This is a genomic window from Paraburkholderia azotifigens, assembly GCF_007995085.1.
Classification (GTDB): domain Bacteria; phylum Pseudomonadota; class Gammaproteobacteria; order Burkholderiales; family Burkholderiaceae; genus Paraburkholderia; species Paraburkholderia azotifigens.
The window spans coordinates 1,307,858-1,331,273 of the sequence record NZ_VOQS01000005.1 but is presented as its reverse complement, the minus strand read 5'-3'; the positions used below and the strand labels follow the sequence as shown (position 1 = coordinate 1,331,273).

Annotated in this window: 19 protein-coding genes; 15 read left to right on the top strand and 4 right to left on the bottom strand. The window is 64.2% G+C overall.

The window, feature by feature from the left end:
* Positions 1-7 precede the first annotated feature (7 nt).
* Positions 8-1,117: a type VI secretion system protein TssA gene (locus FRZ40_RS37980; RefSeq protein ID WP_147237625.1), complete on the top strand. Its 1,110-nt coding sequence runs from the start codon at positions 8-10 to the stop codon at positions 1,115-1,117.
* Positions 1,118-1,245: 128 nt separating this feature from the next.
* On the opposite strand, the gene FRZ40_RS37975 is transcribed toward FRZ40_RS37980, so the two are convergent.
* Both FRZ40_RS37975 and FRZ40_RS37970 read right to left on the bottom strand, forming a co-directional pair.
* Positions 1,246-2,556 (bottom strand): MFS transporter, encoded by a 1,311-nt coding sequence (locus tag FRZ40_RS37975; protein WP_028366216.1) that lies wholly within the window; start codon positions 2,554-2,556, stop codon positions 1,246-1,248.
* A 113-nt stretch (positions 2,557-2,669) separates the two neighbouring features.
* A complete protein-coding gene (locus FRZ40_RS37970; protein WP_147237624.1) occupies positions 2,670-3,752 on the bottom strand; it encodes a tartrate dehydrogenase in 1,083 nt (360 codons plus the stop codon).
* Between the two features lie 111 nt (positions 3,753-3,863).
* Here FRZ40_RS37970 and FRZ40_RS37965 point away from each other — a divergent pair, with 111 nt between their 5' ends.
* The 8 genes from FRZ40_RS37965 to FRZ40_RS37930 all read left to right on the top strand — a co-directional run bounded on the left by FRZ40_RS37965 (position 3,864) and on the right by FRZ40_RS37930 (position 15,234).
* Positions 3,864-4,784 carry a LysR substrate-binding domain-containing protein gene (locus tag FRZ40_RS37965; RefSeq protein WP_147237623.1) on the top strand — a complete coding sequence of 307 codons (921 nt, stop codon included), beginning with the start codon at positions 3,864-3,866 and terminating at the stop codon, positions 4,782-4,784.
* Between the two features lie 339 nt (positions 4,785-5,123).
* Positions 5,124-6,443 (top strand): MFS transporter, encoded by a 1,320-nt coding sequence (locus FRZ40_RS37960; protein ID WP_035541734.1) that lies wholly within the window; start codon positions 5,124-5,126, stop codon positions 6,441-6,443.
* Positions 6,444-6,477: 34 nt separating this feature from the next.
* Positions 6,478-9,042, top strand: a complete 2,565-nt coding sequence (gene nirB / locus FRZ40_RS37955) for a nitrite reductase large subunit NirB (protein ID WP_147237622.1) — start codon at positions 6,478-6,480, stop codon at positions 9,040-9,042.
* Between the two features lie 30 nt (positions 9,043-9,072).
* Positions 9,073-9,420 (top strand): nitrite reductase small subunit NirD, encoded by a 348-nt coding sequence (nirD, locus tag FRZ40_RS37950; RefSeq protein WP_147237621.1) that lies wholly within the window; start codon positions 9,073-9,075, stop codon positions 9,418-9,420.
* 32 nt (positions 9,421-9,452) lie between these two features.
* Positions 9,453-13,646 carry a sulfite reductase subunit alpha gene (locus FRZ40_RS37945; protein ID WP_147237620.1) on the top strand — a complete coding sequence of 1,398 codons (4,194 nt, stop codon included), beginning with the start codon at positions 9,453-9,455 and terminating at the stop codon, positions 13,644-13,646.
* Between the two features lie 127 nt (positions 13,647-13,773).
* Entirely contained in the window at positions 13,774-14,235 is a 462-nt protein-coding gene (locus FRZ40_RS37940; protein ID WP_028366222.1) for a MarR family winged helix-turn-helix transcriptional regulator, read from the top strand.
* 288 nt (positions 14,236-14,523) lie between these two features.
* Positions 14,524-14,793 carry a hypothetical protein gene (locus tag FRZ40_RS37935; protein WP_147237619.1) on the top strand — a complete coding sequence of 90 codons (270 nt, stop codon included), beginning with the start codon at positions 14,524-14,526 and terminating at the stop codon, positions 14,791-14,793.
* A 24-nt stretch (positions 14,794-14,817) separates the two neighbouring features.
* A complete protein-coding gene (locus tag FRZ40_RS37930; protein ID WP_147237618.1) occupies positions 14,818-15,234 on the top strand; it encodes an organic hydroperoxide resistance protein in 417 nt (138 codons plus the stop codon).
* A 58-nt stretch (positions 15,235-15,292) separates the two neighbouring features.
* Here FRZ40_RS37930 and FRZ40_RS37925 read toward each other — a convergent pair whose 3' ends face one another.
* Positions 15,293-15,739 (bottom strand): hypothetical protein, encoded by a 447-nt coding sequence (locus FRZ40_RS37925; RefSeq protein ID WP_147237617.1) that lies wholly within the window; start codon positions 15,737-15,739, stop codon positions 15,293-15,295.
* 256 nt (positions 15,740-15,995) lie between these two features.
* Here FRZ40_RS37925 and FRZ40_RS37920 point away from each other — a divergent pair, with 256 nt between their 5' ends.
* The 3 genes from FRZ40_RS37920 to FRZ40_RS37910 all read left to right on the top strand — a co-directional run bounded on the left by FRZ40_RS37920 (position 15,996) and on the right by FRZ40_RS37910 (position 20,677).
* Positions 15,996-17,360, top strand: a complete 1,365-nt coding sequence (locus tag FRZ40_RS37920; protein ID WP_147237616.1) for a 2-hydroxycarboxylate transporter family protein — start codon at positions 15,996-15,998, stop codon at positions 17,358-17,360.
* A 61-nt stretch (positions 17,361-17,421) separates the two neighbouring features.
* Positions 17,422-19,317: a sensor histidine kinase gene (locus FRZ40_RS37915; RefSeq protein WP_147237615.1), complete on the top strand. Its 1,896-nt coding sequence runs from the start codon at positions 17,422-17,424 to the stop codon at positions 19,315-19,317.
* The gene (locus FRZ40_RS37910; protein ID WP_147237614.1) at positions 19,307-20,677 is read left to right on the top strand and encodes a sigma-54-dependent transcriptional regulator; all 1,371 of its coding nucleotides are present in this window, start codon (positions 19,307-19,309) and stop codon (positions 20,675-20,677) included. Before FRZ40_RS37915 ends, FRZ40_RS37910 begins: the two co-directional genes overlap by 11 nt.
* A 3-nt stretch (positions 20,678-20,680) precedes the next feature.
* Here the strand turns inward: FRZ40_RS37910 and cynR are convergent, their stop codons facing one another.
* The gene (gene cynR, locus FRZ40_RS37905) at positions 20,681-21,562 is read right to left on the bottom strand and encodes a transcriptional regulator CynR (RefSeq protein WP_147237613.1); all 882 of its coding nucleotides are present in this window, start codon (positions 21,560-21,562) and stop codon (positions 20,681-20,683) included.
* 131 nt (positions 21,563-21,693) lie between these two features.
* Between cynR and FRZ40_RS37900 the strand changes: the two genes are divergently transcribed.
* The 3 genes from FRZ40_RS37900 (at position 21,694) to FRZ40_RS37890 (ending at position 23,416) form a co-directional block, all read left to right on the top strand.
* Entirely contained in the window at positions 21,694-22,353 is a 660-nt protein-coding gene (locus FRZ40_RS37900; RefSeq protein WP_147237612.1) for a carbonic anhydrase, read from the top strand.
* Between the two features lie 30 nt (positions 22,354-22,383).
* On the top strand, positions 22,384-22,854 hold the full coding sequence (gene cynS, locus FRZ40_RS37895) for a cyanase (RefSeq protein ID WP_147237611.1): 471 nt from the start codon (positions 22,384-22,386) through the stop codon (positions 22,852-22,854).
* A 79-nt stretch (positions 22,855-22,933) separates the two neighbouring features.
* Complete coding sequence (locus FRZ40_RS37890; protein WP_147237610.1) at positions 22,934-23,416, top strand: nuclear transport factor 2 family protein; 483 nt, start codon at positions 22,934-22,936, stop codon at positions 23,414-23,416.

Here is a 23,416-nt window from a genome sequence, read left to right as displayed (position 1 = left end):
TTGACCAATGAGTTCCGAGAACAGCAAGAAGTCACAAAAGAACACGACGAGGGAGCCGCACCACAGCCATGACTGGATGTCTCCCGTCAAGGACGGTATGCAGTGCGGTGCAGACCTCGAGTACGACCCGGAATTCGTGGTCCTGGCCTCGGCCGTGGCCGCAAAGACGGAAGCGCAGTACGGCGATTTTGTTGGCGTGCCGGAACCGGTGAACTGGACCGACGTGGATCGCGACTGCCGGCGGCTGATGATGCGCAGCAAGGATATCCGCCTCGCGGTCCTGTTCACACGCTGCTGCACACGCCTGAAGGGCGCTGCGGGTCTCGCCGAAGGCCTTGCACTGCTTGCTGCGTGGCTTGCCGCGTGGCCTGAGGCGATCCATCCGCAACCCGACGTCGACGAAGACCGGGAGGCCGCGTTCGAAATCCGCATGAATGCCTTGCAGTCGCTCACCGACACCCATGGCCTTCTGTCCGATCTGCGTGAGATCGCGCTCACACGGTCGACGGCTACCCGATTGCAGGTGAGGGACGTGGAGCGGGCGTTCGCCCATCCACGACCGTCAGACGCCCTGTCACCCGATTCGGTCACGCGGCAACTCGAGGAACTGCGCATGCGGCATCGCTCCGTCCTGACGGGATTCGACGACGCGCTGGAGAGTCTGGCCTCGATCGAAGGCTGGTGCCGTGTGCATCTGAGCCTCTACGCACCGGATCTGACCGCACTCAAACGCATTCTTGGCCACGTTGCCTCGCCTGCCGGAAGTCGCGCGGCACACGACGCCCTCGAGGAAGCGCACGGCACAAAACGGGAGAACCAGGACGAACAGGAGCACGCAGCATTGGCCGAAGCACCGATTACCTTTGATGAAAGCGACGCGAGCACATCGTCCGAACCCATGACATCGCGTATGGCCGCCAGCGCTTCTGATCGTCATGCAGCGCTCGACCTGATCCGTGAAGCACGCCTGTGGTTCGAGCAGCACGAGCCGAGCAGTCCGATCCCGGTGTTGCTCAAACGCGCGGAGCAGTTTGTCGGCAAGCGTTACGTCGATGTGGTCAAAGCGATTCCGCCCGAACTGCTGGCTCAATGGGAACAGGCGGACCAGGCGGAATAGCGGGTGGCAGGCGCGCTATCAGGAAAGTTCGAAAACGAGCAATCCATGCGGCGAATCGGATCAGCTTTGGGGCATGCAAGAAAAAAGCCCGCCGAAGCGGGCCCAGGCATACATTGGCACACAGGCGATCAATGATCGTGCCGCACGCAAACTGTCGCCGTTTGCTGTGCGGCCTTGCGGCTCAGCAGCAGCGTGACGGCAGCCGACACCGCCAGCGTCGCGCCGACCACATAAAGCCCCGCTGAATAGCCGCCCGTCACGTTCTTGAGCCAGCCGATCGCGAATGGCCCGACGAAGCCGCCAAGATTGCCGACGGAGTTGATCATCGCGATACCTGCCGCGGCGCCCGCACCGGAGAGGAACTTGCTGGGCATTGCCCACAGCGGCGCTTTGGCCGCGCTGATGCCGACGTTGACGACCACGAGCGCGAGCACGATCAGCAACGCCGTGCCCGCCTGACCGGCGAAGACGAAGCCGACGCAGGCCAGCGCGCAGGGAATCACGACGTGCCACGTGCGTTCTTCCGTCCTGTCGGAGTGCCTGGCCCACAGCACCATCGCGATGACGGCGAGGATGCTCGGTATCCCTGTAAGCAGCCCTGTTTGCAGCGCGCTGAAGCCGAACTGCCTGACGATCAGCGGCGCCCACAAGCCAAGCGTGTACAAGCCCGCCGACGTGCCGAAATAGATCAGCGCAAGCGCCAGCACACGCGGATCGCGCAGCGCGCTCAAGGCGCCCGCAGTGTGACCCGCATGGCCCTTGCGCTCGTCGGCTTCCGACTTGAGCTTCGCGATCAGCCATGCGCGTTCGTCGTCCTGCAGCCAGTGGGCTTTGTTGGGCGTGTCGGTGAGGAACTTCAGCACCACGAAGCCGAGCACGACGGCGGGCAGCGCCTCGATGATGTAGAGCAGTTGCCAGTCGGCGAGGCCGAACATCGGCGGCATCTGCATGATCGCGCCCGACAGCGGCGAGCCGATGGCCGTCGAAATCGGCGCGGCGGCCATGAACCATGCGGCCGCCGCCGCGCGCTGCTTCGCCGGAAACCAGAGGCTCAGATAGAGAATGATGCCCGGAAAGAAGCCCGCTTCCGCGACGCCCAGCACGAAGCGCAGCACATAGAAGCTGGTCGGACCCGTCACGAACGCCGAGGCCGCCGACACGATGCCCCACGTCACCATCACGCGCGCAATCCAGAGGCGCGCGCCCACGCGATGCAGGATCAGATTGGACGGCACTTCGAACAGGAAATAGCCGATGAAGAACAGCCCGCCGCCCAGGCCGAACGCGGTCGGCGACAGGCCGATTGCCTTGTTCATCGTCATCGCCGCAAAGCCGACGTTGACGCGATCGAGGAAGCTGACGAAGTAGAGCAGCATCACGAACGGAATGATCCGCCACATGAGCTTGCGCGCTACCCGCGATTCGAGTTCCGCTTGCATGTGTCTCCTCCTTGGAGGTTAGCCGGTCGATGCCGGCACGATCGGGGCTTCGCGCGTCGTCTGCCGTTTACGGTCAGTTGTTGTTGTGTGCGCGAAGCCTTGTGGCGCGTGCGTTATGCAGCCACCGCCAATTTCTCGACGAGCGCGCACACGGCCGCCGTCACCTGCGCCGTCGTCGCCGTGCCGCCGAGGTCGCCCGTATGCAGCGACGTATCGGCCGTGACGGTTTCGATCGCCGACATGACACGCTTTGCCGCTTCGAATTCGCCGAGGTGTTCGAGCAGCATCACGATCGACCAGAACGTGCCGATCGGATTCGCGAGGCCCTTGCCCATGATGTCGAACGCGGAGCCGTGGATCGGCTCGAACATCGACGGATAGCGGCGCTCGGGATCGATGTTGCCCGTCGGCGCAATGCCCAGGCTGCCCGCGAGCGCCGCGGCAAGATCGCTCAAGATGTCGGCGTGCAGATTGGTCGCGACGATGGTGTCGAGCGACGCGGGGCGGTTGATCATGCGCGCCGTCGACGCATCGACGAGTTCCTTGTCCCATTTGACGTCCGGGAACTCCTTCGAAATCTGCAATGCGACTTCGTCCCACATCACCATTGCGTGACGTTGCGCGTTGCTCTTCGTGATGACGGTGAGCAGCTTGCGCGGACGCGACTGCGCGAGACGGAACGCGAAGCGCATGATGCGCTCGACGCCGGCGCGCGTGAGGATCGAGACGTCGGTCGCGGCTTCGATCGGATGGCCCTGATGCACGCGGCCGCCCACGCCGGAATATTCGCCCTCGGAGTTTTCGCGGACGATCACCCAGTTCAGGTCTTCGGGCTTGCAACGCTTGAGGGGCGCGTCGATGCCGGGGAGGATGCGGGTCGGTCGCACATTGGCGTACTGGTCGAGTCCCTGGCAGATCTTCAGGCGCAGGCCCCACAGCGTCACGTGATCGGGCACATCGGGATCGCCCGCCGAGCCGAACAGGATCGCGTCCTTGTCGCGGATCGCATCGAGACCGTCGGCGGGCATCATCACGCCATGCTGGCGATAGTAGTCGGCGCCCCAGTCGAAATTTTCGAACTCGAAGCGGAAGGTGTTGCTCGCGCGCGCCAGCGCTTCGAGCACTTCCTTGCCCGCCGGCACGACTTCCTTGCCGATGCCGTCGCCGGGAATCGTCGCAATGCGATAGCTCTTCATGTCTCACTCCTTCACAGATCAATTTGGAATGGAGCCGACTTTACCCAACTTGGAACGCAGTAACCGGTGCTAGACTCAAAGCATCTTTAACTTAAATTCACAAATCGCGCCGTGACCGACACCGTTCAACCGACCGATCTGAGCTTCTTTTCGACGCTGGCCGCATCGGGCAGCCTGAGCGCCGCGGCACGCGAGTTGGGCTTGACGCCCGCCGCCGTGAGCAAGCGGCTGACGCAGATGGAGCAGCGCGCGGGCGTGCCGCTCGTCAACCGGACGACGCGCCGGATGATGCTGACGCCCGAGGGCGAGGTGTATCTGGAGCACGCACGCCGGATACTCGACGAGATCGATGCGCTGTCCGAGTTGCTGGGCAGCGCGAAGAAGAGCCCGAAGGGATTGTTGCGGGTGAACGCGACGCTCGGCTTCGGGCGCAGTCATGTGGCGCCGGCCATCTCACGCTTCGTCAATCGCTATCCGCAGGTTGCGGTGCAACTGCAGCTATCGGTGACGCCGCCGCCGCTCACCGACGATGCCTTCGATGTCTGCATCCGCTTCGGCGAGCCGCCCGACAGCCGGGTCGTCGCGCGCAGGCTCGCAGCGAATCGACGGCTGCTGTGCGCGGCGCCTTCGTATATCGCCGAATATGGCGAGCCGCTCGCGCCGCACGAACTCGTGCGGCACAACTGCATCGGCATCCGGCAGGGCGACGAAGCGTATGGCGTGTGGCGGCTGACGACGGGGCGCGGCGCCGCGCGCAAGACGGAGGCGGTGCGCATCAACGGCAATCTGACGACTAATGATGGCGAGATTGCCGTTAAGTGGGCGCTCGAAGGGCACGGCATTCTGATGCGCGCGGAGTGGGACATCAATGAATATCTCGCGGATGGGCGGCTCGTGCAGGTGTTGCCTGCGTATGAGACGCCGGGCGCCGATATCTTTGCGGTGTACTCGCAGAGGCACCAGATGTCGGCGCGCATACGGACGTTCGTGGATTTTATTGCGGCGGAGTTGAGAGAGGCGCGGGAGGGGTAGGGACCTGTCCTGCTTCAGGCAAATCACCAATCCGGCACAGCCAACACGCCCTCCCGCAGTGCTGCGCCGCACCAGCGCAGTGCCCCGAGGCATCACGTTGAACCATCGTGAGCCCGTGCGATCTTTCACAAAAAAGCGCCGCAATCCCAGGCCCAGCAAGCCGCTCGGGCATTGAGCGCCCACATGGCACACACCTTGCCTTAACTCTCCCGTGTCGACTCAACGACGAGTCGAACAGCAGCAACCCCCAAGCACCGACGAATTTTGGACAACGGCGTCCCCTGGATCTGGTCTCGCACCCGATTCGCGGGACGCCGTAGTCGTTTACAGGCCCGGAACATGACCGACATCGCCGAAAAAGCCGACAAAGCCACCTCGATCGATCTGCTCAACTGGCGCACGCCCGCCATGCGCGCGTTCCACTTCGCGTGGATGGCGTTCTTCGTTTGCTTCTTCGCGTGGTTCGCGTGCGCGCCGTTGATGCCGCTCATCAAACAGGAGTTTCATCTCACGGCCGATCAGGTAGCGAACATCAACATCGCCGCCGTTGCGATCACCATTCTCGTGCGTCTGATCGTCGGCCCGATGTGCGACCGCTTCGGCCCGCGCAAGGTCTACGTCGCGCTGATGACGCTCGGCGCGCTGCCCGTGCTCGGCGCGGCGCTCGCGCACAGCTACACCGCGTTCCTGCTGTGCCGGCTCGGCATCGGCGCCGTCGGCGCGAGCTTCGTGATCACGCAATATCACACGTCGGTGATGTTCGCGGGCAATGTGGTTGGCACGGCAAACGCGACGAGCGCAGGCTGGGGCAATGCAGGCGCAGGCGCCGCGCAGATGCTGGTGCCGCTGATGCTCGCCGGCATCGTCGCACTCGGCGCGAGCAATGCGGATGCATGGCGTCTCACGCTGGTGCTGCCCGGCCTCGCGATGCCCGTGATGGCCGCGCTCTACTGGCGCTTCACGCAGGACTGCCCGCAAGGCAATTTCAGCGAACTGCGCGCGCGCGGCATTTCCGTCGATAGCGGCAAGAAAGGCGGCTGGGCGAGCCTGCTCGCGGCGTCTCGCAACTACCGCGTGTGGATGCTGTTTGTCACCTACGCCGCGTGCTTCGGTGTCGAAGTGTTCATCCACAACGTCGCGGCCATCTACTACGTCGATCACTTCCAGCTCTCGCTGCGCGACGCCGGTCTCGCGGCGGGCAGCTTCGGTCTGCTCGCAATCTTCGCGCGTCCGCTCGGCGGCCTGCTGTCGGACTGGGGCGCAAAGCGCCGCGGCTTGTCCGCGCGCTCGATGCTGCTGTTCGCGCTGATCGCCGGGGAAGGCGCGGGCCTGCTGCTGTTCTCGCAGGCGAATCACGCGGCGTTCGCCGTGCTCGCGATGCTGCTGTTCGGTCTCTTCACGCACATGGCCTGCGGCGCGACCTACGCGCTCGTGCCGTTCATCGACCGCAAGGCGCTCGGCGGCGTGGCGGGCATCGTCGGCGCGGGCGGCAATGTCGGCGCGGTCGCGGCGGGCTTTCTCGCGAAGGGCATGGGCGATCTGCATCAAACGCTGTTGACGCTCGGCGCTCTGGTCACGGCATCCGCGATCTGCGCCATCGCCGTGCGCTTCTCCGCCGAGCACACCGCACGCGAAGCCGCACTCGGCGCAACGAATTAAATCAATGAATCCCCTCTCTGACAGGATCGGCGACATGAAAGTCATCGTTATCGGCCACGGCATGGTCGGCCACAAACTGCTCGAATGCCTCGCGGAGCAAAGCGCTGCGCGCCCCGACATCACCGTGCTGTGCGAAGAGCCGCGTCCCGCCTACGATCGCGTGCATCTGTCGGAGTTCTTCTCGGGCAAGTCCGCCGACGACCTGTCGCTCGTCGCGCCCGGTTTCTTCGAGCGCGACGACATGGTGTTGCGCCTGAACGCGAAAGCCGTATCGATCGATCGCGACGCGCACACGGTCACGACCTCGACGGGCGAAACGCTCGCCTACGACAAGCTCGTGATCGCGAGCGGCTCGTACGCCTTCGTGCCGCCCGTGCCCGGCAAGGACCGCAAGGACTGCTTCGTCTACCGCACGATCGAAGATCTCGAAGCGATGCAGGAATGCGGCGCGCGTTCGAAGACGGGCGTCGTCGTGGGCGGCGGCCTGCTCGGTCTCGAATGCGCGAAGGCGTTGCGCGACATGGGCCTCGAAACGCACGTCGTCGAATTCGCGCCGCGTCTGATGGCGGTGCAGGTCGACGACGGCGGCGGCAAGATGCTGCGCGGCAAGATCGAAGAACTCGGCGTGACCGTGCATACGCAGAAGAACACGCTGGAGATCGTCGACGGTGAAGACGGCACGCATCGCATGCAGTTCGCGGACGGCAGCCATCTCGACACCGACATGATCGTGTTCTCGGCGGGGATCCGTCCGCGCGACGAGATCGCGCGCGCGTGCGGTCTCGAAGTGGGCGCACGCGGCGGCATCGTGATCGACAATCACTGCCGCACCAGCGATGCCGATATCTACGCGATCGGCGAATGCGCGTTGTGGAACGGCCAGATTTTCGGGCTTGTCGCGCCGGGCTATGAAATGGCGCGCGTGACGGCGAAGCAGTTGCTGGGCGAACAGGAGGCGGCATTTGCAGGCGCCGACATGAGCACGAAGCTCAAGCTGATGGGCGTCGATGTCGCGAGCCTGGGCGACGCGCATGCATCGACGGCGGGCAGCCGTACGTATCAGTTCAGCGACGAGCGCAAGCAGGTGTACAAGAAGCTCGTCGTGTCGGATTGCGGCAAGTATCTGCTCGGCGGCGTGATGGTCGGCGACGCGAGCGAATACGGCACGCTGCTGCAGATGATGCTGAACCGTATCCAGTTGCCCGAGTCGCCGGAATTCCTGATCCTGCCGCAAACGGACGGCAATGCGAAGCCCGCGCTCGGCGTCGACGCACTGCCGGAAAGCGCGCAGATCTGCTCGTGCAACAACATCTCGAAGGGCGCGATCTGCGCATCCGTCTGCGCGGGCGCGACGACCATCGGCGACGTGAAGAGCGCGACGAAGGCAGGTACGGCGTGCGGCGGCTGCGTGCCGCTCGTCACGCAGGTCATGAAGGCCGAGATGAAGAAGCAGGGCCTTGCCGTGAACAATCATCTGTGCGAGCACTTCCCGTTTTCGCGCCAGGAGTTGTATCACCTCGTGCGCGTCGAGCGCATCAAGACCTTCGGCGCGCTGCTCGACAAGCACGGCCACGGTCTCGGCTGCGATATCTGCAAGCCGGCCGTCGGCGGCATTCTGGCTTCGTGCTGGAACGAGTTCGTGCTGAAGAAGGAACACGCCAGCCTGCAGGATTCGAACGATTACTACCTCGCGAACATTCAGCGCGACGGTACGTATTCCGTCGTGCCGCGCATGCCGGGCGGCGAAGTGACGCCCGAAGGCCTGATCGCCGTCGGCCAGGTCGCGAAGAAATATGGCCTCTATACGAAGATCACGGGCGGACAGCGGGTCGACCTGTTCGGCGCACGCGTCGAGCAGTTGCCGTCGATCTGGGAAGAACTGATCGCGGCGGGCTTCGAGTCGGGCCATGCATACGGCAAGTCAGTGCGCACGGTGAAATCGTGCGTCGGCTCGACGTGGTGCCGCTACGGCGTCGACGACTCCGTTGGTCTCGCGATCGATATCGAGAACCGCTACAAGGGTCTGCGTTCGCCGCACAAGCTCAAGTTCGCGGTGTCGGGCTGCACGCGCGAGTGCGCGGAAGCGCAGAGCAAGGACGTCGGCATCATCGCGACGGAGAAGGGCTGGAATCTGTACGTGTGCGGCAACGGCGGGATGAAGCCCCGTCATGCCGAACTGATCGCGTCGGACCTGGATCGCGAGACGCTGATCCGCTACATCGACCGCTTCCTGATGTTCTACGTGCGCACGGCGGACCGCCTCCAGCGCACGAGCGTATGGCGCGAAAACCTCGAAGGCGGCCTCGATTACCTGAAGGACGTCATCGTCCACGACAAGCTCGGCCTTGCCGCCGAGCTCGAAGCGGAAATGCAGCATGTGGTCGAGACGTACGAATGCGAATGGAAGAAGGCCGTCACGGACCCTGAAACGCGCAAGCGCTTCCGCCACTTCGTCAACAGCGAGAACGCCGACGACAACATCAGCTTCGTCGCGACGCGCGGCCAGATCCGTCCGGCCACGCCTGACGAACGGCAGCAGCGGCCCGTGCGCATTCCCGTCGTCGTCGAGCAGTTGCCCGAGTCCGCGGAAACCGTCTAACCCTCACTCACCGATATAACGGAGAACGACATGAACAACGACCGTCTGCCGATCACCTGGACTTCGATCTGCGCGCTCGACGAAATCGTGCCGAACACGGGCGTCTGCGCGCTCGTCAACGGCGAGCAGGTGGCCGTGTTTCGCGTCGAAGGCGAGCGCGGCGGCATCTATGCCATCGACAATTTCGACCCCGCTTCGCAGGCGGCCGTGCTGTCGCGCGGGTTGATCGGCAGCCTCGGCGAGCGCGTCGTCGTCGCTTCGCCGATCTACAAGCATCACTTCGATCTGCGCACGGGCGAGTGCCTCGAAGCGCCCGACAAGTCCGTCAGCGCGTTCACGACGCGCATCGAAGACGGACACGTGTGGGTGTCGGCCTGATCAGGCGTGTGAGCTTTTAACGGACCTTTGCCATGGCGTGCGAGAACATCAAGACGGTTTGCCCTTACTGCGGTGTCGGTTGCGGCATGGTGCTGCACGTCGAGGAAGGGCAGGTCGTCAAGATTTCCGGCGACAAGGATCATCCGACGAACTACGGCAGGCTGTGCACGAAAGGCCAGTCGGCGCACGTCGCGCTGCGTAACGCTGGCCGCCTCGAAGGCGCGTTCGAACGCCGCACGCGCGACGCCGATCCGATTCCCGTCCCCGTGGATCTCGCGATTCCCGACACGGCTCGCCGTCTGCGCGCGATTCTCGACGAACACGGTCCCGATGCGCTGTCGTTCTATGTGTCGGGGCAGATGTCGATCGAGGCGCAGTATCTCGTGAACAAGCTCGCGAAGGGCTTCGTCGGCACGAACAACATCGAGTCGAACTCGCGGCTGTGCATGGCGAGCGCGGGCAGCGGCTACAAGCTGTCGCTGGGCGCGGACGGGCCGCCGGGTTCATATCAGGATTTCGACAGGACGAATCTGTTCTTCGTGATCGGCGCGAACATGGCCGACTGTCACCCCATTCTGTATCTGCGGATGATGGATCGCGTGAAGGCGGGCGCGAAGCTGATCGTCGTCGATCCGCGCCGCAACACGACGGCCGAGAAAGCGAACCTGTTCATGCAGATCAAACCGGGCACCGATCTCGCGCTGCTCAACGGTCTGCTGCATCTGCTGCATGAGAACGGACGTACCGACGCGCGCTTCATGGCCGGTTTCACGGAAGGCTGGGACGCGATGCCCGCGTTTCTCGACGACTACACGCCGGAAAAAGTCGCTGAAATCACGGGCATTCCTGAAGCCGATATCCGTCAGGCCGCGCAATGGATCGGCGATGCGCCCGAGTTCATCAGCTGCTGGACGATGGGGCTGAACCAGAGCACGCACGGCACCTGGAACACGAACGCGATCTGCAACCTGCATCTGGCAACAGGCAAGATCTGCCGCCCCGGCAGCGGTCCGTTTTCGCTGACGGGTCAGCCGAATGCGATGGGCGGCCGCGAGATGGGCTATATGGGCCCGGGCTTGCCTGGTCAGCGCTCGGTGCTGGTCGAAGAAGACCGCGCGTTCATCGAAGACCTGTGGCAAGTGCCGCGCGGCACGCTCACGACGAAGCTCGGCGGCGGCACCGTCGACATGTTCGAGCGGATGTCGGCAGGCGAGATCAAGGCGTGCTGGATCATCTGCACGAACCCGGTGGCGAGCGTCGCGAACCGGCAGAACGCGATTGCCGGATTGCAGGCCGCGGAACTCGTGATCGCACAGGACGCGTTCCTCGACACGGAAACCAACCGCTACGCCGATGTGCTGCTGCCCGGCGCGCTGTGGGCCGAAGCGGAAGGCGTGATGATCAACTCCGAGCGCAACATGTCGCTGATGCAGAAGGCGATCGATCCGCCGGGCGCCGCGCTCGCCGACTGGCAGATCATCGCGCGCGTCGCTTGCGAGATGGGCTTTGCGGACGCATTCACGTATGCATCGGCGGCGGAGGTGTTCGACGAGATCGTGCGCGCGTCGAATCCGAAGACGGGCTACGACCTGCGCGGCGCAAGCCACGCGCGCCTGCGCGAGACGCCGCTGCAATGGCCGTGTGCGCCCGATTCCGCAGAGGACCGCAATCCGCTGCGCTACGTCAACGACGGTGTCAGCCAGACGCTGACAGTGCTGCCCGACGGCACGCGTCCCGCGCTCGCGTTTCCGACCGCGAGCGGCAAGGCGATGTTCTTCGCGCGTCCGCATGTGAATCCTGCCGAAATGCCGGTCGCTGAATTCCCGATCGTGCTGAACACGGGCCGTCTGCAACACCAGTGGCACACGATGACGAAGACGGGCAAGGTGCCGATGCTGAACCGGCTGAATCCTGCTCCGTTCGTCGAACTGCATCCGGAAGACGCCGCTTCGCTCGGCGTGCGCGACAAGGATCGCATCGAGATCCGCTCGCGGCGTGGCCGCGCGGTGCTGCCCGCTGTCGTCACGGAGCGCGTGCGCGCGGGCAACTGCTTCGCGCCGATGCACTGGAACGACGTGTATGGCGACGATCTGTGCATCAACGCCGTGACGAGCGATGCCATCGACGCGATTTCGCAGCAGCCCGAGCTGAAGTTCTGCGCGGTGGCGCTGACGCGCGTCGAAGCCGAAACAGCAGAGACGGACGAACTCGCCGACGAAGCACCGGCACATCACATTCATGCAGCACCCGTCGTCGCGAGCGGCACGCCCGTCGCGCACGCCGGTCAGCAACAGGAACTGGATATGTCCCGTATCGACGCTCTCGCCGCCATGCTCGGCATCACCGACACGCCCGCGCCGACGCTGGACGACGCGTCGCGCGTCTATGTCGCCGGTTTCATCAGCGGTTTGCGTTCGTCGCAAGGCGAAGCTCGCGGCGTGCCCGCGTTGCCCGCCAGCGCGCCGCTTCCCGCAAGCACGCGCCTGTGGTTCGACGGCGTGCTCGCGGGCCTGTTCAGCCGCGCGGCGACGGATGTGCCCGCCGCGTTGCCTTCAGGCGCACAGTTCGCAACGGACGGCGCGTCTGCCGTGCGCATCGCGCATGCGCGCCCCAAGGTCGTGCTGCTGTGGGCGTCGCAGACGGGCAACGTCGAATCGCTGACCGAGCAATACGCGACGCAGTTGATGGAGTCGGGCTTTGAAATCCGCATGTCGTGCATGGCGGACTATCCCGTCGCCGCGTTGTCGCAGGCAAAGTACGTGCTCGTGATGACAAGCACGTTCGGCGACGGCGATGCGCCCGACAACGGCCAGAGCTTCTGGAACGCGTTGCAGGCCGACACGGCGCCTCGCCTCGCCGATCAGCAATACGCGGTGCTTGGATTCGGCGATCCCACCTACGACCAGTTCTGCGGCCACGGGCGCAAGCTGGATGCGCGGTTTGCCGAACTGGGCGCGAAGCGGCTGCACGTGCGCGTCGATTGCGACACGGATTTTCAGCACGCCGCCGACAAGTGGCTCGATGCCGTGATCGCGAAGATCAAGGAAGACGATGCATCGCTGTATGCCGTGCCTGCGCAAGGCGTGATTCCCGCTGTGTTGCCGGGCGCCTCGCCGTCCAAAGCGAGTCCCGCGCAATCGCGGCTCGTCGAGAATCTGCGTTTGAACCGCAACGGCTCGAAGGATACGCGCTACTTCTCGCTGGCGATCGGCGACGCGAATCTCGAATACGAAGCGGGTGATGCGCTGGGCGTGTGGCCGAGAAACTGCCCCGAACTCGTCGACGAACTGATCGACCTGTCGGGCGTGAAGGCGGATGCATCGGTGCATGTGGCGGGCGTCGGCGATATGCGGATCGCCGAGGCACTCACGCGGCACTATGAAATCGCGCGGCCGAGCGTCGAGGCGTTGCAGCTGATCGCATCGCGCAGCCGCAACGATGCGCTCGCAAAGCTGCTGACGGATGAACGCAAGGGCGATCTCAAGCAATGGCTGTGGGGCCAGCAGCTTGCCGACGTGCTGCACGAGTTTCCCGTCGATCTGTCGGCGGGCGAGCTGCTCGGCGTGCTCAAGCGTTTGCAGCCGCGTCTCTATTCGATCGCGTCGAGCCCGAAGGCGCATGCGGGCGAGGTGCATCTGACGGTGGCCGCCGTGCGCTACAACAACGGACGGCGCAACCGCAAGGGCGTGTCGTCGACATTTCTCGCGGACCGCGCGCACGATGTCAGCGTGCCAGTCTTCGTGCAGAAGTCCGCGCACTTCCGCCCGCCGCGCAGTGGCGACACGCCGATGATCATGGTCGGCCCCGGCACGGGCGTCGCGCCGTTCCGCGGCTTCCTGCATGAACGCGCCGCGCGCGGCGCGCAAGGGCGCAACTGGCTGTTCTTCGGCGAACAGCATGCGGCAACCGACTTCTACTATCGCGACGAACTCGAAGGCATGCAGAAAAGCGGCCTGCTGACGCGGCTCGATCTGGCGTTTTCGCGCGATCAGTCCGACAAGGTCTACGTGCAGGACCGCATGCGCGAGCAGGGCGCGCAACTGTGGTCATGGCTCGAAGAGGGCGCGCACTTCTATGTGTGCGGCGACGCCAGCCGGATGGCGAAGGACGTCGACGCCGCGCTGAAGGAAGTCGTCGCGCAGCACGGCGGCATGAGCGCGGAACGCGCGGACGAATACGTCGGCGCCATGGCGAAGAACCGGCGCTACGTGCGCGACGTCTATTGAGGCGGGCGGCGCGCGATCGCGCGCCTAACCGCGACCCCGGCATCGTGTCAAGCATTTCCGATTAAATCGCACACGATGTATAATGCGTTCTTCGAGAGACATCCGTCTCGTGCTGACGAGGACGCAAATGAAGACCACCGCCAAGGCAGAAGACACGAATCCGAAGCTCGCCGACTTCCTGTGCTTTGCCGTTTATTCGGCGAACCTCGCGTTCGGCAAGGCCTACAAGCCGATTCTGGAAGAACTGGGGCTCACGTACACGCAATACATTACCGTGATTGCGCTGTGGGAAGAGGACAACCAGACGGTCAGCAGCCTCGGTGAAAAGCTGTTTCTCGAATCGAACACGCTCACGCCGATCCTGAAGAAACTCGAAGGCATGGGTTATCTGGAGCGCCAGCGCGACCCCGAAGACGAGCGCCAGGTGCGCGTGAGTCTCACCAAGGCCGGCCGGCGTCTGCGTGAAAAGGCGTTTGGCATGGACCTGGTGGAGGCCTGCGGCCTCGCGCCGGACGAGTTTGCGAAGATGCAGAAATCGATCGTCAATCTGCGCAACAACCTGATCAAAGCCGTGAGCGAGCAGGAATAAGGGCGTTTCCACGCAGCGAATCGGGGCGCGGCGTGTTGGCCGCGTCCTGCCGGCGCCTCCGTGCGCCGTCGACATCGAGCCGGGTTCCGGCATTTTTTTCGAAATACATATCGCACGCGATTTAATCGCATGCTTGACAGACAGAATTTTCCGGCTAGAATGTATCGTACGCGATCTAATCGTGTGCGGTTAAGAAGGTGGTGATGCCTGACAGGCGTGATCCACCTGGTATCGAAAAACATGGCGCCCTCGGGTGAGGGCCTTCACCTTCAAATAGCGGAGTCAAACATGAACAAGTTCTTCAAAGTCGCAGTCTGGTTTGCAGTTGGCGTGGCAGCTTCCTCGTCGGCATTCGCCAGCGGTTTCGGTCCTGCGCCGCATTACAGCCCGCTGCAAGGCGCGCCGGCTTCCCAGCAAGGCCCCGCTGCGATCGTCGCCGACGCAGGCCGCAACGCGGCCGTCAACGACGACATGGGCGGCGTCGCAGACCAGACGGTTCAGTCGGGCGCACGCACCATCTCGGGCCAGTTCAGCACGTCGACCTTCAAGCATCACTAATTCACGGGCGAAGGAGAAACGACCATGGCAAGAATCGACAACGTGCTTTACACGGGCGAGACGCAAACGACGGGCGGCCGCGAAGGCGCGGCACGCAGTTCCGACGGCCGTCTGGACATCGAGCTGTCGCCGCCGGGCTCGAACGGCAAGGGCACGAACCCGGAGCAACTGTTCGCGGCCGGCTGGTCGGCGTGTTTCATCGGCGCAATGGGACTCGCGGCGCGCGAGCTGAAAGTGGCGCTGCCCGCCGACACCAGCGTGAACGCCGAAGTCGATCTCGGCACGGGTGAGGGCGGCTACTTCCTGCAGGCGCGCCTCAACGTGAGCCTGCCGGATGTGGAGCGCGACGTCGCACAGAAGATCGTCGATGCGGCCCACCAGACGTGTCCGTATTCGAAGGCGACGCGCGGCAATATCGATGTCGAGATCACGCTGGTTTGAATGCGTAGCCTCGCAAATGGTCCGCAGGCGTCCGGCACAAGACGGACGCGCGGACCGGTTACCGCGGCTCGCCGCCGCTCGCGTGCGGCGGCTGCGGGTTGTTGGCGGGGTTCGTGTCGTACCTGAAGACACGGTCGATTCCCGCTTCGCGGTCCTGCTTCGATAACGAAGCAAGCGCCGCTTCGAGCGAATCCGCTGTTTCCCTTGCATACACCTGCTCGCCGTCTACGTAGACGGTGAACGAGCGCAGGTATTTCGCTTTCTTCTCCGGGTTGTCGATGGTCTGCCGCGTCCATTCGTAGAGCGGATAGTCCTGCGTCCCGGCCCGTTCCGCTTCCGCGACGTAACCGGCGAACGCGTCGAACTGGCATACCAGCGCCGCGTTGTGCCGGCTCAACAGGTCGTGAAGCGGTGCATACGACTTCGCTTCGGGATCCGCGCGCAACGCGCTGGCCCGTTCGTCCGAAACGGTGATCCTGATCTGGAACTGCCACGTGTCCTGCATGGTTGTCTCCCGTCGCCGTCGATCCCTGCAGCGATTCTAGCGAATGGCTGAAATCTCAGCCTGGCTCGCGAGCCCAATTCTGAAGTCTCAGAACAGGCTGCGTGCTTTTCTGCCTCGTCGCGAGAAAAATCCTTGCAAATCAATTGCATATGCGTGGCTGAACAATTGGCATGGCCTTTGCGTTAAAGGCGTCCACTGGCCATCAGGCCATCGAAAAGCGATGCCGCCCGCGCATCGCAAATCAAGGAGACACGCTTTGGCAACCCCAACTCACGCATCCGGCCATTCGCAGCCGGTTCCCGCGCAGCAACCCGACACCAAGACCCGCTTCTGGCCCGAAGGCTGGTGGAAGCTGATGGAATACCGGATCGGCATTATTCCGCTGCCCGTCTATTTCATCCTGCTCGCGCTGATCGCGGGGTTCGCGGTGACGGGCAAAGTGCCCGGCGAAATCTCGATGGCGATCGCCGTGCTCGCGTTCTTCGGCTTCACCTGCGCCGAACTCGGCAAGCGTCTGCCGGTCCTGCGCAACATCGGCGCAGCCGCGATCTGCGCGACCTTCGTGCCGTCCGCGCTCACGTACTACCACCTGCTGCCGAAGCCCATCCTCCATCTGACGACAGAGTTCACCAAGTCGACGAACTTCCTGTATCTGTTCATCGCGTCCATCATCGTCGGGAGCATTCTGAGCATGGACCGGCGCGTGCTGATCCAGGGCTTCGTGAAAATCTTCGTGCCGCTGGCCGTCGGCTCGATCGCTGCCGCTATCGTCGGCACGGCGGTTGGCGCGGCGTTCGGACTCGGCGTGCGGCATACGCTGCTGTATATCGTCGTGCCCATCATGGCGGGCGGCGTCGGCGAAGGCGCGATTCCGCTGTCGATCGGCTACTCGGAAATCATGCATCTGCCGCAGGGCGAACTGTTCGCGCAGGTGCTGCCGCCTGTGATGCTCGGCAGCCTCACGGCGATCGTGCTGTCGGGCGCGCTCGACATGCTCGGCAAACGTCTGCCGCATCTGACGGGCAACGGTCGCCTGCAGGTCGGCGAGACGGATGAAATGGATCCGGTGAAAGAAGAAATCTCCGGCCATATCGACGTCGCGCATATCGCCGCCGCCGGCATCACCGCGATCACGCTGTACCTGCTCGGTCTGATGTGCCGCAATCTGTTCGGCCTGCCCGCGCCCGTCGCGATGCTGTTCCTCGCGGTGATCGTGAAGCTCGCGCGCGCGGTGTCGCCGCAGTTGCAGGAAGGCGCGTTCGTCGTCTACAAGTTCTTTTCGACGGCCGTCACGTATCCGCTGCTGTTCGCGATCGGCGTCGCGATGACGCCGTGGGACAAGCTGGTCGCCGCGTTCACGTTCGCCAACATCGTGACGATCGTGGTCACGGTCGCGACGCTGATGGGCACGGGCTTTGTGGTTGGGCGCTTCCTGAAGATGTACCCTATCGACACCGCGATCGTGAACGCCTGCCACAGCGGCCAGGGCGGCACGGGCGACGTCGCGATCCTGACGGCGGCCAACCGCATGACGCTGATGCCGTTCGCGCAGATCGCCACGCGTATCGGCGGCGCGATCGTGGTGACGATGACGCTGATCCTGCTCGCGCATTTCGGGTGACGCGGCCGTGCCCGACGCGGCGCGCGCCGATGTGCGATACGGCATCCGGCGTCGGGCATCGATGAGGATCAACGTGCGCGTAAGAATAAGAGGCATACCGTTGTGGGCATGGGCCGCCGCTGCCGCGCTGTATTTCGGCGCGGCGGCAGCGGCCGTCGAGTTCGCGTGGAACCGCGCGATCGACGCGCTCGCGGAAGTCGGCGCGCATCGGCTCGACCTGTACGCGGCGAGCCTGAAAAGCGAACTGGGCCGCTTCGAGATGATGCCCGCCATCGTGGCGCGGCAGGACAGCGTGCGCGCATTGCTGGGCGCGGGTCCGCGCGCTTCGCCTGAAATCGTGCACGAAGTCGATACCTATCTCGAAGCTGTCAACCGCGACGCGGGCAGTCTCGCCGTCGACGTGATCGATCTGCAAGGCGAGGTGATCGCCGCGAGCAACTGGAACCAGTCGCTCAGCTTCGTCGGCACCAACGTATCGTATCGGCCGTACTTCAAGGATGCGCTTGCGCATGGCACGGGGCGCTTTTTCGGCATCGGCACGAACACGGGCATGCCGGGTCTGTACTTCGCGAGCGCCGTGCGCGATGCGGGCAAGCCGATCGGCGCGGCGGCCGTCAAGCTGAGCGTCGATGCGCTCGAAGCGGCATGGCGCGCACCGGGCGAAGCGGCGATGGTGATCGACAGCAACGGCGTGATCGTCATATCGACGGTGCCGGCGTGGAAGTTCACCGCGCTCAAGCCCATCACCGCCGACCGGCAGCGCGAAATTCAGGCGTCAAGGCAATACGCGGGCCGCACTGTCGACGTGCTCGCGTATCGCCGGGGCGACGACTGGAGCGGCACGGCGTGGCTCGGGCGCTTTCCCGACTGGCGCAACAAAGGGCGCAGCACGCAGTTTCTCGTGATGTCGCGGCCAGCACCGCAAGCGGGCGATTCCGTCATGGTGCTGCTCGACGTGGCAGGCGCGCGCCATCAGCAGCAGCTTGCGCTCGCGTTCGTGACGGGCGCGTTTCTGATCGCCGGGCTGTATGCGCTGTATGCCGTCCAGCGGCGCCGCGCGATCGCCGAAAAGCTCAAGGCGCAGGACGCGTTGCGGCTCGCGAACGACCGGCTCGAGATGACCGTCGCGCAGCGCACGGCGGCGCTCACGGCGGCCAACGAACGGATGCAGCAGGAAATCGTCGAGCGCAAAAGGACCGAGCAGCGTCTGCGCGACACGCAACAGGAAGTCGTCCACGCGGGCAAGCTCGCCGTGCTTGGGCAGATGGCCGCGGGTCTCACGCACGAGCTGAATCAGCCGCTCGTCGCGATCCGCACGCTGTGCGACAACGCGCGCACGTTCTTCGAGCGTAATCAGCCCGCGCAGGCGGTGGCGAATCTGGAACGGGTGGCGAAACTCGTCGACAGCATGGCCGTGCTGACGGGCGAACTGAAGGCCTTCGCGCGCAAGCCGGATGTCGAACGGGTGGCCGTTTCGCTGAACGAAGCGGTCGCGCATGCACGGCTCATCTACGAAGCGCGTATCCGCGACGAAGGCGTGCAACTCGACGTGACAATTCCGGCGGGCTCTGCGGTGTGGGCGGAATCCAGCCAGTTGCAACAGGTGATCGTCAATCTGCTGGGCAACGCGCTCGACGCCGTGCGCGACGGCCACCGTCGCGTCATCCGTATTGCTGCCGCCGATCCCGACGAGCGCGACCGCGTGCTGTTCACCATTGCCGACAGCGGTCCGGGCATCGCGCCCGAGGTGCTCGCGCATCTGTTCGAGCCGTTCGTGACGACGAAGCCGCGCGGACATGGCCTGGGACTTGGACTCGCGATCACGTCGCGTATCGTCGAGGGCTTCGGCGCCAGGATCTCGGCGACAAATCTCGTGGACGGCGACATGCGCAGCGGCGCACAATTCACGATCGAATTCGCGGCGGCGACGTCGCAGAGGGTGGTTCATGGGAGATGAGATTCGCGTGCTCGTCGTCGAGGACGACGAGAATGTGCGCTTCGGCGTCGAGCAGGCCGTCGCGCTGGCGGGCTTTCCCGTCAGCGCGTTTGCGTCGGCGGCACAGGCGCTTGCCGAGGTCGCGCCGGGCGCGCCGCTCGTGATCGTGTCGGACGTGCGGATGCCGGGCATCGACGGCTTGCAGCTGCTCGACAAGGTGATGGCGATCGATGCGCAGATTCCCGTCGTGCTGATCAGCGGACACGCGGATATTTCGACGGCTGTCGGTGCGATGCAGGTCGGCGCGTACGACTTCATCGAAAAGCCTTTTTCTTCCGATCATATCGCGGGCCGCGTCGCGCGCGCCGTCGAAAAGCGCCGCCTCACGCTCGAAGTGCAGGGCTTGCGGGCCGCGCTTCAGAACTGGCAGGGCATCGAGGCGCTGGTGCTCGGCAAGTCGCCGGCGATGGCCGAAGTGCGCAAGAAGATCCTGCGTCTCGCCGATACGTCGGTGTCGGTGCTGATCACGGGCGAAACGGGCACGGGCAAGGAGCTGATCGCGCGCAGCCTGCATGACTTCGGCGGGCGGCGCGACAAGCATTTCGTCGCGCTCAATTGCGGCGGCCTGCCGGAACAGATCTTCGAGAGCGAGCTGTTCGGCCACGAAGCAGGCGCGTTCACGGGCGCGATCAAGAAGCGGATCGGCAAGATCGAATGGGCACACGGCGGCACGCTGTTTCTCGATGAAATCGAAACCATGCCCGTCGCGCTGCAGATCAAGATGCTGCGCGTGCTGCAGGAGCGCACGCTGGAGCGGCTCGGCGCGAACGAATCGATTCCCGTCGATTGCCGCGTGGTCGCGGCGTCGAAGGCCGATCTCGCGGCGCTTTCGGTCGATGGCCGCTTTCGCGCGGACCTGCTGTACCGGCTGAACGTCGCGCAAATCGAATTGTCGCCGTTGCGTGAACGGCGCGAAGACGTGCCGCTGCTGTTCGAGCACTTCGTGCTGGCGGCGGCGCGCCGCTTCGGTCAACCGGCGCCCATCGTGTCGGCGGGGCAGGTGTCGGAACTGATGACGCATGCGTGGCCCGGCAACGTACGCGAGCTGCAGAACGTCGCCGACCGCTTCGTGCTCGGTCTCACGGGCGACAGTCTGCTTGCCGAAGGGGCGAACGCATCGGCACCGATCAAAGGCGGCTCGCTCGCCGACCAGATGGCTTACTTCGAACGCATGCTGATCGAAGACATGCTGCGGCGTCATCACGGCAACGTGGCGGACACGAGCGAAGCGCTCGGCATGCCGAAGAAGACGCTCTATCACAAGCTGCGTCAACTGAAGATCGCCGCGCGCGATGCGCAAGGCGAGGAGATGGAGACCTAGCGCTCAGCGCTTGATGCTTTCCATCAGTATCCGCACGAATGCCTTGCTTGCCGCCGTGCGATAGGCGTCCTTGCGTTGCAGCAGCGCGGCCATGCGCGCGGGCAGCGGCGGATCGAGGGCGACGGGATGCAGTTCGCCATGCTCGCGCGCGATGCCGTCGGGCAGCACGGTCGCAACCTGACCGCGCCGCACGATCTCGACGATCGCGCTGATCGAACTCACCTCAATCACGACGCGCGGACGAATACGATGCTGCGCGCAATATTCGTCGATGTAGCGGCGCGTCGCGAATGCCGTGTTCAACAGCACCAGCGGCTCTTTCGCGAAGTCCTGCGCGCCCAGCGGCTTGCGGCGCGTCGCGCGCGCATGGCCGCCGCCGACCACCAGACTCAACGTCTCCTCGAACAGCGGCTGGCTTTCGATTTCCGCTGTATGCACGGGCTCGAAGGCAATGCCTGCATCGAGTCTGTCGTCGGCCAGATGCGCTTCGATCTGATCCTGCGTGATTTCCTGCATGTCGATCGCGATGCCCGGATGCGCCGCATGGAAGCGGTCGATCACGGGCCCGACCAGATATGCCGTGAAGGTCGGCGTAACGGCGAGGCGCAGATTGCCGCGGCTCAATTCGCCGACATCGTGGATCGCTCTCACACCCGCGTCGAGGTCCTGGAGCGCGAGTTTCGCGTAGCGCATCCATGCTTCACCCGCGTCCGTCAGTTGCACCGTTCGGCCCGAGCGGTCGAGCAACTGCGTGCGCAGCGTGTCTTCCAGTTGCCGGATCTGCTGCGACAGCGTGGGTTGCGAGACGTGTAGCGCCTCGGCGGCGCGCGTGAAGTTGCGGTGTTCGGCGACGGCCAGAAAGTAACGGATATGACGTAGCAGCATGGCGGTTGTCGGTGCGTGATAACTATTGGTGTTTCCTATGATAGTCATCATAAACGGGTCTTGGACACTATGGTTGATTGCGTCCATTCTTTGCTCAACGCAGCGCACAGTGCGCCTGAATGGAGAGCAAGATGCAAGACATCGTAGACGGTTTTCTGAAGTTTCAGCGGGACGTGTTTCCCGCGCGCAAGGAGTTGTTCCGCAAGCTCGCGAGCAGCCAGACGCCGCGCACGCTGTTCATCTCGTGTTCGGACAGTCGCATGGTGCCGGAACTGGTCACGCAGCGCGAACCGGGCGACCTGTTCGTGATCCGCAACGCGGGCAATATCGTGCCTTCGTTCGGCCCGGAACCGGGCGGCGTGTCCGCTACCGTCGAATATGCGGTGGCCGCGCTCGGCGTCACCGACGTGGTGATCTGCGGCCACTCGGATTGCGGCGCGATGACGGCCGTCGCGACCTGCAAGTGTCTCGATCACATGCCCGCCGTCGCCAACTGGCTGCGTTACGCCGATTCGGCGAAGCTCGTCAACGAATCGCGCGAGCATGCGAGCGAACGCGAGCGCGTCGACTCGATGGTGCGCGAGAACGTGATCGCGCAACTCAACAATCTCAAGACCCATCCTTCCGTTGCGCTGGCGCTTGCGCAAGGCCGCCTGAAGCTGCATGGCTGGGTCTACGACATCGAATCCGGTTCCATCGACGCACTCGACAGCGCCACACGTCAGTTCGTCTCGCTGTCGACGCATCCCAATGTCACCGCAACGTCCGACGAATACGTCGCGGCGCACTGATTCATCCCGTTCATTCAAGGAGCACACATCATGACCCAGTCGCAAACCACCCAGCACGCACGCGAAGCACTGACGGAAATCATCATCGACGCGAAGACGCGCAAGAACCTCACATTCGAAGCGATCAACGAAGGCACGGGCCTGAGCATCGCTTTCACGACGGCTGCGCTGCTCGGCCAGCACGCCCTGCCCGAGAAGGCGGCGAAGCTGGTTGCCGAACGGCTCGGGCTCGATGACGCTGCAGTGCGTCTGCTGCAGACCATTCCCTTGCGCGGCAGCATCCCCGGTGGCGTGCCGACCGATCCGACCGTCTATCGCTTCTACGAAATGATTCAGGTGTACGGCTCGACGCTGAAGGCGCTGGTTCACGAGCAGTTCGGCGACGGCATCATCAGCGCGATCAACTTCAAGCTCGACATCAAGAAAGTGAAGGATCCCGAAGGCGGCGAGCGTGCCGTCATCACGCTCGACGGCAAGTATCTGCCGACCAGGCCGTTCTGAAATCGCCATGGCGCGTGCGGGCTTCCCGGCCCGCTTGCAAGCTTTGCATCGCAGTAGACCCCGCTCAAGGAGTGTCAGCATGTCAACGCAACAACAGGAAGTCCGTCCGCCGCTGCCGCCGTTCACGCTGGAATCGGCGAAACAAAAAGTGCGCCTTGCCGAAGACGGCTGGAATTCGCGCGATGCCGCAAAAGTCGCGCTCGCGTATTCGCTCGATACGAAGTGGCGCAACCGCGCCGAGTTCGCAAACAACCGCGCCGAAGCGCAGGCGTTTCTCGAGCGCAAATGGCGCAAGGAGTTCGACTACCGGCTGATCAAGGAGTTGTGGGCGTTCGGCGGCAACCGGATTGCGGTGCGCTACGCGTACGAGTGGCGCGACGATGCGGGCAACTGGTTTCGCTCGTATGGCAACGAGAACTGGGAGTTCGGCGAAGACGGTCTGATGGAGCGCCGCTTTGCCTGTATCAATGACATGCCGATCAGGGAATCGGAGCGCAAGTTCCACTGGCCTTCAGGCCGTCGTCCCGACGATCATCCGGGCTTGAGCGATCTCGGGCTGTGA

Coding starts and splice junctions, on each gene's coding strand:
- FRZ40_RS37970 (WP_147237624.1), bottom strand. CDS start 3,752: ATGAAGAGCTATCGCATTGCGACGATTCCCGGCGACGGCATCGGCAAG.
- FRZ40_RS37930 (WP_147237618.1), top strand. CDS start 14,818: ATGGCAAGAATCGACAACGTGCTTTACACGGGCGAGACGCAAACGACG.
- nirB (WP_147237622.1), top strand. CDS start 6,478: ATGAAAGTCATCGTTATCGGCCACGGCATGGTCGGCCACAAACTGCTC.
- FRZ40_RS37960 (WP_035541734.1), top strand. CDS start 5,124: ATGACCGACATCGCCGAAAAAGCCGACAAAGCCACCTCGATCGATCTG.
- FRZ40_RS37945 (WP_147237620.1), top strand. CDS start 9,453: ATGGCGTGCGAGAACATCAAGACGGTTTGCCCTTACTGCGGTGTCGGT.
- FRZ40_RS37890 (WP_147237610.1), top strand. CDS start 22,934: ATGTCAACGCAACAACAGGAAGTCCGTCCGCCGCTGCCGCCGTTCACG.
- FRZ40_RS37940 (WP_028366222.1), top strand. CDS start 13,774: ATGAAGACCACCGCCAAGGCAGAAGACACGAATCCGAAGCTCGCCGAC.
- FRZ40_RS37915 (WP_147237615.1), top strand. CDS start 17,422: ATGAGGATCAACGTGCGCGTAAGAATAAGAGGCATACCGTTGTGGGCA.
- FRZ40_RS37935 (WP_147237619.1), top strand. CDS start 14,524: ATGAACAAGTTCTTCAAAGTCGCAGTCTGGTTTGCAGTTGGCGTGGCA.
- nirD (WP_147237621.1), top strand. CDS start 9,073: ATGAACAACGACCGTCTGCCGATCACCTGGACTTCGATCTGCGCGCTC.
- FRZ40_RS37900 (WP_147237612.1), top strand. CDS start 21,694: ATGCAAGACATCGTAGACGGTTTTCTGAAGTTTCAGCGGGACGTGTTT.
- FRZ40_RS37910 (WP_147237614.1), top strand. CDS start 19,307: ATGGGAGATGAGATTCGCGTGCTCGTCGTCGAGGACGACGAGAATGTG.
- FRZ40_RS37925 (WP_147237617.1), bottom strand. CDS start 15,739: ATGCAGGACACGTGGCAGTTCCAGATCAGGATCACCGTTTCGGACGAA.
- cynS (WP_147237611.1), top strand. CDS start 22,384: ATGACCCAGTCGCAAACCACCCAGCACGCACGCGAAGCACTGACGGAA.
- cynR (WP_147237613.1), bottom strand. CDS start 21,562: ATGCTGCTACGTCATATCCGTTACTTTCTGGCCGTCGCCGAACACCGC.
- FRZ40_RS37980 (WP_147237625.1), top strand. CDS start 8: ATGAGTTCCGAGAACAGCAAGAAGTCACAAAAGAACACGACGAGGGAG.
- FRZ40_RS37975 (WP_028366216.1), bottom strand. CDS start 2,556: ATGCAAGCGGAACTCGAATCGCGGGTAGCGCGCAAGCTCATGTGGCGG.